Source organism: Mycolicibacter senuensis (assembly GCF_003284925.1).
Classification (GTDB): Bacteria; Actinomycetota; Actinomycetes; order Mycobacteriales; family Mycobacteriaceae; genus Mycobacterium; species Mycobacterium algericum_A.
Genome location: NZ_QMEX01000176.1, coordinates 1 through 6,659, shown reverse-complemented (window position 1 = coordinate 6,659; position 6,659 = coordinate 1). Strand labels below are relative to the sequence as shown.

The window sequence follows — 6,659 nt, the reverse complement described above, 5'->3', positions numbered from 1 at the left end:
TCCCCCGATCCGCAACGCGCTGCCCGCACTCGCCGACAGCCCGGCACCCAAGCCGCCGCCACCACCCAAACCGCCACCGCCCAGGCCCAGCCCGCCCAGACCCAGACCGGCCGGCCCGATCATCGGCGGGTTGAGGATTTCGCCCAAGCCGCCCGGGTTCTCGGCTGTGAAGGCGGCCAGGCCGATGCCGTTGTTGATATTGCTGAGCATGTTCGCGGTGCCCGACCAACCCGTCATGGTGGCGCTCATGCCCTGCGTTGCCAGCCCGGTGAACGGCGAGAACTGTCCGATGATCGACGTCACCGAGGTGAGCAGACCCGACACCCCGTCGGTGGCGCCGCTACCGGCGGCCGTGGCGCCGGCCTGGGTCACCGCCGCGGACTGAGCGGCCTGCCCGGAGGCGTTGGTCGTCGGTGGCGGCTGACCGAATGCGGTCAGCGTCGACGCGGCCGCCGAGGAACTCGCGTAGCGGTACATCGCGGCGGCGTCCTGGGCCCACATCTCGGCGTATTGGCGTTCGGCCTCACCAATCGCCGGGGAGTTCTGCCCGAAGAAGTTGGTGGCGACCAGTTCATTGAGCAGGACACGGTTGGCCGCGATCACCGGCGGGGGCACCACTGCCGCGAGCGCCGTCGCATACGCCTGTGCGGCGGCCGCGGCCTGTCGGGCCGTCTGTTCCGCCTGCGCGCCGGTGCCGCGCAGCCACGTCGCGTACGGCTGGGCCGCAGCAGCCATCGCGGTCGCGGCCGGGCCGGTCCACGGGCCGGCGGCCAACCCCGACGTCACCGAGTCGTATCCGGCTGCGGCGGTGTGCAGTTCGGCGGCCAATTGCTCCCACTCCGCCGCGGCGGTCAGCAATGATCCGGACCCGGGCCCTGCGTAGATGCGACCGGAGTTGATCTCCGGCGGCAGAACACTGTAGTCCAGGTACATCACAGCCCCCTAGCAGCTAACCCACAGTTCGTCTGTAGTTCTCCGGGAAGTCATCCGGCGATGAGGAAACGCCGCCGAAGTGAACTGGGGGTTACAGCCAGGTGGTCAGCACAGTGGCGCGTCGATGAAATCTGCGGCGCGCCGGCCGACCGGTCGCCGCCGAGGTGGCGCCGACGCAGATCAGACGGTTGGTGTTCACTCGCTATTCACGTCATGGCAGGCGGTGATTAATCCCGTGCCGCGATGCTTTCAACACTGTGAAGCACGCACGATGGATTCTGACCGCGATCAGCGCCGCCGCGCTGGTCGGGTTCGGCGCGCCGGCACACGCCGACAGCGATCCCGATGTCGCATTCCTCAGCGCGATCGACCAGGCGGGCATCGAATACACCGACCCGCAGGAGGCGGTGGCCGTCGGCCGCGAGGTCTGTGACTACCTGCACGCCGGTCACCAGACGGACGGCGCCGCGCGCGCACTGCGGATCTCCAACCGCGGCTTGTCGGTGAAAAACGCCGCGCGATTCGTGATAGCCGCGCGAACTTCGTACTGCCCCAACTGACTAACCGGCCGACGGAGGACATGATGAGGGCTCGCAAAACCACGGTGGCGGTATTCGCGATGGCAGGTCTGATGGGCCTCGCCGCCCCGGCCGCCGCCGAACCCGGCGACGCCGGTTTCCTTGGCGCACTCGACCAGATGGGCATTTCCTACCCGAACCCGGCCGACGCGGTGGCCGGCGGTCAGGCGGTATGCCGGTACATCGCCGAGGGACACAGCGTCAATCAGGCGGCCAAGGGCGTCAAGAACGCCAATCCGAGCCTGACCCTGACCAAGGCGTCGCAATTCGTCGGTATCGCTCGGGCCAGCTACTGCACTGACGCTTAAGGACCGTCACCGGCGCGCTATTGCGCGATGGCCATGACCGCCCCGGGGCGCAGCCATTGGATGATCTGCACCAGCTTGGCGTCGTCGATGGCCACGCAACCCGCAGTCGGGCCACCGTCGGTGGTGTGAAAGAAGAATGCTGCGCCGTCGCCAGGGGTGCGGGCGGTGTTGACGCCCATCACCACCGCATGCTTGTACTGCGGAATCTGGAGGTTCTCACTCTCGCCGGTGTCGAACGGGCACTGTTGCTTCTTGCAGACCTGCATGGTGTTGAAAGTCGGGCTGTGGTCGTCACCGTCCCACCAGTGGTCCGGACCGACCTGGACATACTGCAGTCCGCCACCGGGATTCGGTGCGGTGCCGAACGCATACGGCAGCGTGAACACGCCCATCGGGGTGGCGGGGTAGCCGCTCTTGGCCCGCTGCGCCATCCCGGCCGACCCGACGTGGGCGGGTATGCCGGCCGCCACCGGTTGCCACCCCGTCGCGCTGCGCTGGTAGACGTCCATCTTGGCGTCGGAACCGCCGACCCCGACCACCGAGATCACCTGGGCCGCGTTCCCCACCGACCGCGCAAACCACGGCGCGACATCGGCCTGGGCGCCGGGCGCCGCCACCAGCGCCGTGCCGGCGGTGCACAGGGCAGCGCAGAATACGCTCAGCAGTCGGCGCATTGGCTCATCATCGGCGGGTGCCGCGGGAGGGTCAAACACCGGTCCCGGCGCGCCGGGTCACGGTTCGGCACGGCGCGGTAGGTCTTCGACCGGCGCCTCGTCCTTGAGCAGACCGCGCGAGGACAGATAGCCGCGGAAATACTCCCGATGCTCGGGACAGGTCAGCCACACCTTGCGACGTTCGGGGGTGTGCAGCTTCGGGTTGTTCCACAGCATGCCGAACGTCGCGGCGGCGCTGCAGCCTTTACGCGAGCACACCAGTGTCCCCACGGGGTCGGCGTCATAGCTGGTCATCTCCTCAAGCCTGCCATGGTTTGAGTAACAGCACCCAGGCCGTCAGATACGCCCAGCCCAGCGCCCAGCCGGCCAGCACGTCGGAGGGATGGTGCACGCCCAGCGCCACCCGGGCGATGCCGACTGCGGCCACCACCAGCGCACCGCCGCCGACGGCCGCCAACCGGGCGCTGCCCCGCAGCACCGGCAACAGCAGCACCAGCAGTGCACCCACCGCGACCATCACCCCCAGCGCGTGCCCGGACGGAAACGACGACGACGATGCCGTCGCCAACGCGGTCACCGGGCGGGGCCGGTCGACCGAGGCCTTGGCCACGGCGGTCAGCAGCCCGCTCAACTCCACCGTCAGCAACAGGAACAGTGCCGGCCGCAACCGGCGCCGCAGCAACGCGACCACCACCGCCACCATGGCCAGCACCCGGAACACCGCCGGTGCGAAGACCGTGGACAGCCCGTCCCAGAACCGCACCCACTCCGGGTGTTTGACCCCGATGTCGTAACTGGCATGGAGCGCCGCGGCATCGACGGTGGCCAGCCAGCCCCAGCCCTGCCGGTAGCCCACCAGCATCAGGGCACAGACCGCCGCCGCGACAACGCCCGAGACCCATGCGGAGGCGCGCGCCGCCGACGGCGTCACGATGTCGGATCGCGCCGCACGCCGACGCTGCGCAGGTCCGGCCAGGGCGGGCGGCGCAGCACCGCCAGCGATGCGATCACCGCCGACACCAGGCCGGTGAGCACTCCCAGCAAGGCGATCCGGTCGGCGTTGACGGCGGCCACCCACTTGGCTTTGTCACCGCGGATCACCATGACGCCCAGCGGCGTGGCGGTCACCGCCGAACCGTCGCCGCCGGCCTGAATGCGGGTGGCGGTGATGACCGTCGCGCCGTCGGGGGTCTGGTGCGGTTCGCCGTAGACCAGCGCAGCGGTGGAGCCGGTGGACAGCTGATCCAGCAGTTCCGAACGTTTCATCGCGGGCATCCCTTCTTCTGACTCCTACCATGATCGCGTGGCTGATCCGTCCTTCACCGCGCAGGAGCGCCAAGCCGTCTACCGGGTGATCGCGGAGCGGCGCGACATGCGCCGCTTCCTCCCCGACCGCACCGTCGACCCGAACGTGCTGGCCCGGCTGCTGGCAGCGGCGCACGCCGCGCCCAGTGTGGGGCTCATGCAGCCGTGGCGGTTCGTCCGGATCACCGACGACACCCTGCGGCAACGTATCCACACGCTGGTCGACGACGAACGTCACCGCACCGCTCGCGCGCTGGGGCGGCGCGAACAGGAGTTCCTGGCACTCAAGGTGGAAGGCATCCGCGACTGCGCCGAACTGCTGGTGGTGGCGCTGCGCGAGGGCAGACAGGCCCACATCTTCGGCCGCCGCACGCTGCCGCAGATGGACCTGGCATCGGTGTCGTGCGCCATCCAGAACCTGTGGCTGGCGGCCCGCGCCGAGGGCCTGGGCATGGGATGGGTCTCGCTGTTCGAACCGCTGCCGCTGGCGCAACTGCTGGGTATGCCCGCCGACGCCGAGCCGGTCGCGATCCTGTGCCTGGGCCCGGTTCCGGAGTTTCCGGATCGCCCGGCGCTGGAACTGGACGACTGGGCCTACCGGAAACCGTTGAGCGAGTTCGTCTCCGAGAACAGCTGGGAGCAACCATGACCGACAATGAAGCGGCCGCGGTCCAGCGGCTCTGGTCCGGGCTCGGGCTGCCGGGAATCATCGACGTGCATACCCATTTCATGCCGAAACCGGTAATGGACAAGGTATGGAATTATTTCGACTCTGCAGGCCCGATGGTGGGACGCAGCTGGCCCATCACCTACCGCACCGACGAGGCCCACCGCGTCGAGACACTGCGGTCCTTCGGGGTGCGCCGATTCACCTCGCTGGTCTATCCGCACAAGCCGCAGATGGCGGCGTGGCTGAACCAGTGGTCGGCCGAATTCGCCCGCGAGACACCGGATTGCCTGTCCACGGCGACGTTCTACCCCGAGCCGGGGGCGGCCGACTACGTCGGTGCCGCCATCCACGCCGGCACCCGGCTGTTCAAGGCACACATCCAGGTCGGCGACTACGACCCCAACGATCCGCTACTCGACGACGTTTGGGGGACGATCTCCGATTCCGGCATCCCGGTCGTGATCCACTGCGGCTCCGGACCACAACCCGGGCGGTTCACCGGACCCGAACCGGTTCGGCGACTGCTGCGCCGTCACCCGCGGCTGCCGCTGATCGTCGCGCACATGGGTATGCCCGAATACGGTGAATTCCTGGACCTCTGCCTGGATTCGGCCGCTGTGCACCTGGACACCACCATGGCGTTCACCGCGTTCGTCGACGAACTGATGCCCTTTCCGGCCGGCGAGCAGGCGCGACTGCGTGACGCCGGTGAGCGGATCGTGTTCGGCAGCGACTTTCCGAACATCCCGTACCGGTACCGCGACGCACTGACCGCCGTCACCGCAGTTCCCGGCATTGACGACGGCTGGCTGCGGGGCGTGCTCCACGACAATGCCGCCCGATTATTCGAGATCGCGCTACCATCCGCTTGACAGAAAGGCTGGCGACCGTGACCACTGACGCCACCCCGCTCACCGCGCCCATCCCGGTCCCCGATGTGCCGGGCGCTGACGCGGGCCCGAGGGGCCTGCCCGAGCGCAGCGAGTTGTCGTTGCGCGACAAGCTGATCGTCGACGCTTCGGCGTTCGCCGATATCGGCCTGCGCACCGCGGTCGCATCCATGGTTGCGGCATCGATGATTCCGTCGGTGCTGACCACCGCGATCGGGCGCGAACAGTCGCGGCGGGAACGGGAACGCCTGGCGTTCTATGCCGAATTGGCCGCCGAACGCGACCCGGCCCGCTCCTTTCCGGCGCCGACGGTACTGCCACGGATCTGCTCGCGGCGGGCCAACCCGCTCGCCGAGCGGGTGGCGCGCGGCACGGTGGAGAACGTGTCGTTCCACAGCGGCTTCGAAGCCGTCAACCCCGCCATGCGGGATTCTTGGAACAGCCTGGGCCCGAACAACATCGCGCGGTTTCAGCACTGGCGTCACGATGACGGGCCGCGGCCGACCCTGTGCGTCATCCACGGATTCATGGGATCGGCGTATCTGTTCAACGGCCTGTTCTTCTCACTGCCCTGGTTCTACCGATCCGGCTACGACGTCGTGTTGTTCACCCTGCCGTTCCACGGTCGGCGCGCCGAGAAGTACTCGCCCTTCAGCGGATACGGCATCTTCTCGCACGGCATGGCGGGTTTCGCCGAGGCGATAGCCCAAGCCGTCCACGACTTCCGCTCGGTGGTCGACTATCTGGAGTTCACCGGCGTCGACCGCATCGCGTTGACCGGCCTGTCATTGGGCGGTTACACCAGCGCACTGCTCGCCGCGGTCGAGCCCCGGCTGCAGGCGGTGATCCCGAATGTTCCAGTGGTCTCGGTCGATTCGGAGATCCGCGACTGGTTCCCGGCCAACAAGGTGGTGCGGGCCGGTCAACTGCTGGGCGGGGTCGACCACGGCGCATTCACCGACGCGACGGCGTACCATTCGCCGCTGAACTACCCGCCGCTGGTGGCCAAGGACCGCCGGCTGATCATCACCGGTCTGGGTGACCGGTTGGCACCGCCCGAGCAGTCGGAGATGCTCTGGCGGCACTGGGATCGATGTGCGCTGCACTGGTTCCCGGGGAACCACGTGCTGCACGTCAGCCAGCCGACCTACCTGCGCCGGATGACCGCATTCCTGCGCGAATACATGTTCTGATGTCGATGGCCTGATGGCGGCGACCCGCTGACCCGTTGGCGGCGACCCGCTGCGCCCGGCTCCGTCGCGTGTGCGATCGCCGCTAGCGCGCCGCCATGTCCGGCGCCG

Annotated in this window: 10 protein-coding genes; 5 read left to right on the top strand and 5 right to left on the bottom strand. The window is 68.6% G+C overall.

Going from position 1 to position 6,659, the window contains the following annotated elements; translation table 11 throughout:
- Positions 1–933 (bottom strand): PPE family protein (locus DQP56_RS25065; protein ID WP_435673896.1); only part of this gene is annotated, 933 nt, incomplete at its 3' end.
- A gap of 257 nt (positions 934–1,190) precedes the next feature.
- Here DQP56_RS25065 and DQP56_RS21730 point away from each other — a divergent pair.
- The gene (locus tag DQP56_RS21730; RefSeq protein ID WP_112688960.1) at positions 1,191–1,493 is read left to right on the top strand and encodes a DUF732 domain-containing protein; all 303 of its coding nucleotides are present in this window, start codon (positions 1,191–1,193) and stop codon (positions 1,491–1,493) included.
- 23 nt (positions 1,494–1,516) lie between these two features.
- A complete protein-coding gene (locus DQP56_RS21725; protein WP_165825106.1) occupies positions 1,517–1,819 on the top strand; it encodes a DUF732 domain-containing protein in 303 nt (100 codons plus the stop codon).
- Positions 1,820–1,836: 17 nt separating this feature from the next.
- Here DQP56_RS21725 and DQP56_RS21720 read toward each other — a convergent pair whose 3' ends face one another.
- Genes DQP56_RS21720 through DQP56_RS21705 form a run of 4 tightly spaced genes read right to left on the bottom strand, consistent with a single transcriptional unit; the run spans position 1,837 to position 3,759 of the window.
- Positions 1,837–2,493 (bottom strand): L,D-transpeptidase family protein, encoded by a 657-nt coding sequence (locus DQP56_RS21720; RefSeq protein WP_112688956.1) that lies wholly within the window; start codon positions 2,491–2,493, stop codon positions 1,837–1,839.
- A gap of 57 nt (positions 2,494–2,550) precedes the next feature.
- Positions 2,551–2,787: a hypothetical protein gene (locus DQP56_RS21715; RefSeq protein WP_112688954.1), complete on the bottom strand. Its 237-nt coding sequence runs from the start codon at positions 2,785–2,787 to the stop codon at positions 2,551–2,553.
- 4 nt (positions 2,788–2,791) lie between these two features.
- Positions 2,792–3,424, bottom strand: coding sequence for a phosphatase PAP2 family protein (locus tag DQP56_RS21710; protein WP_234825775.1), 633 nt, complete (start codon positions 3,422–3,424; stop codon positions 2,792–2,794).
- Positions 3,421–3,759, bottom strand: coding sequence for a hypothetical protein (locus DQP56_RS21705; RefSeq protein ID WP_112688962.1), 339 nt, complete (start codon positions 3,757–3,759; stop codon positions 3,421–3,423). Before DQP56_RS21705 ends, DQP56_RS21710 begins: the two co-directional genes overlap by 4 nt.
- A gap of 37 nt (positions 3,760–3,796) precedes the next feature.
- Between DQP56_RS21705 and bluB the strand changes: the two genes are divergently transcribed.
- Genes bluB through DQP56_RS21690 form a run of 3 tightly spaced genes read left to right on the top strand, consistent with a single transcriptional unit; the run spans position 3,797 to position 6,551 of the window.
- The gene (bluB, locus tag DQP56_RS21700) at positions 3,797–4,447 is read left to right on the top strand and encodes a 5,6-dimethylbenzimidazole synthase (RefSeq protein ID WP_112688952.1); all 651 of its coding nucleotides are present in this window, start codon (positions 3,797–3,799) and stop codon (positions 4,445–4,447) included.
- Entirely contained in the window at positions 4,444–5,340 is an 897-nt protein-coding gene (locus DQP56_RS21695; RefSeq protein ID WP_112688950.1) for an amidohydrolase family protein, read from the top strand. The genes bluB and DQP56_RS21695 overlap by 4 nt, the downstream gene beginning before the upstream one ends.
- A 17-nt stretch (positions 5,341–5,357) precedes the next feature.
- On the top strand, positions 5,358–6,551 hold the full coding sequence (locus DQP56_RS21690; protein WP_112688948.1) for an alpha/beta hydrolase family protein: 1,194 nt from the start codon (positions 5,358–5,360) through the stop codon (positions 6,549–6,551).
- Positions 6,552–6,659: the final 108 nt, after the last annotated feature.